Raw genomic sequence first — 1,201 nt, 5'->3', positions numbered from 1 at the left:
GGCGGTTTCAAGTTTCTAGCGCAATTTTTAGGTTTTTAAATCTACCGTTTTATTTCCCGCATTTTTGCACCAAATTTCGAATGATTTGGTTTCAAAATTCGAGAATAAAACTACATCATTTTTTTGAATACTAGTCATTGCATTAAATAAAATTTTGGGTCATATATAATCTTGAAATAGTGTTTAAAGGCGATTCATATTCAAGGGTTTTTCTAGGTCTTTCATTGATTTGATTTTGGACCTGAATTATGTCTTTTTTGGAGAGTAAATTGAAGTCGGTTCCTTTAGGGAAATAGTCTCTGATTAATCCGTTTGTGTTTTCATTTGTTGGTCTTTCCCAAGGCGAATAGGGATGCGCAAAATAAACTTTTACTTTAGAATTTTTGGTAAATAATTTATGTTGCGCCATTTCGGTTCCGTTGTCATAAGTCAGTGATAATTTTAAATGTTTTGGAATGTTAGAGAAAGCTTTTTCAAAGGCTTTTCTAACCGATGTTGCATCTTTCTTTTTTAGTGGTACCATTATTAAAAATCGGGTTGTTCTTTCGACCAGTGTTCCAATGGCAGATTCTCTGTTCTTTCCCAGTATCAGGTCGCCTTCCCAGTGTCCTGGGATTTCCCGGGTTGCTACTTCAGCGGGTCTTTCATCTATTCGGATCGGGTCTTTTATTGTTGTTCTTTTATCAGTTCCCCGACGGGTATTTCCTCTGTATTTTCTTTTTTGTCGTAGTTGGGAAATGAGTAGTTTTTCGACCTCTTTTTTAGGTTGAATATAGATGTGATAATAGATGCTTTCGTGTGATATTTGCATTGTTGGATCGAATGGATAAAATTGCTTTAGCGCATTGGAAATCTGTTGTGGAGACCAATGCAATTCCAGATGTGAATATACAAAATTTTTGAGTTTAGGATTGTTGCCAATTTTGGTTTTCCCCAGTCTTTTATCCATTAAATTGTGGACATAATTCACCTCTGCTTTTAGGTTATCATAGCATCCATTTTTGACACGTTTAAGTTCTCTGGAAATGGTACTTGGATGCACCGATAGAGTAGTGGCAATTTGCTTTCTATTTTTACCTAAAGCAATTAGTTTTTCAATCTCAATTCTATGGGTTCGATTGAGTCTTTTGTAAGCTGTTTTCATAACACAATTTTAAGTCATTTTTTGTCTTAAAAATTGCGTTAGATTCTTGAGTCTGCG

The 1,201-nt window shown here is 34.8% G+C and carries 1 protein-coding gene; it reads right to left on the bottom strand.

Going from position 1 to position 1,201, the window contains the following annotated elements:
• Nucleotides 1–142: 142 nt before the first annotated feature.
• Nucleotides 143–1,144 carry an IS30 family transposase gene (locus tag FNW07_RS13665; RefSeq protein WP_126745380.1) on the bottom strand — a complete coding sequence of 334 codons (1,002 nt, stop codon included), beginning with the start codon at nt 1,142–1,144 and terminating at the stop codon, nt 143–145.
• Nucleotides 1,145–1,201 lie beyond the last annotated feature (57 nt).

It is taken from the genome of Flavobacterium sp. GT3R68, assembly GCF_007109225.1.
Taxonomy (GTDB): Bacteria; Bacteroidota; Bacteroidia; order Flavobacteriales; family Flavobacteriaceae; genus Flavobacterium.
Note: the sequence above shows the minus strand (reverse complement) of the source record. Positions and strands in the feature narration are given on the sequence as shown.

Coding starts and splice junctions, on each gene's coding strand:
- FNW07_RS13665 (WP_126745380.1), bottom strand. CDS start 1,144: ATGAAAACAGCTTACAAAAGACTCAATCGAACCCATAGAATTGAGATT.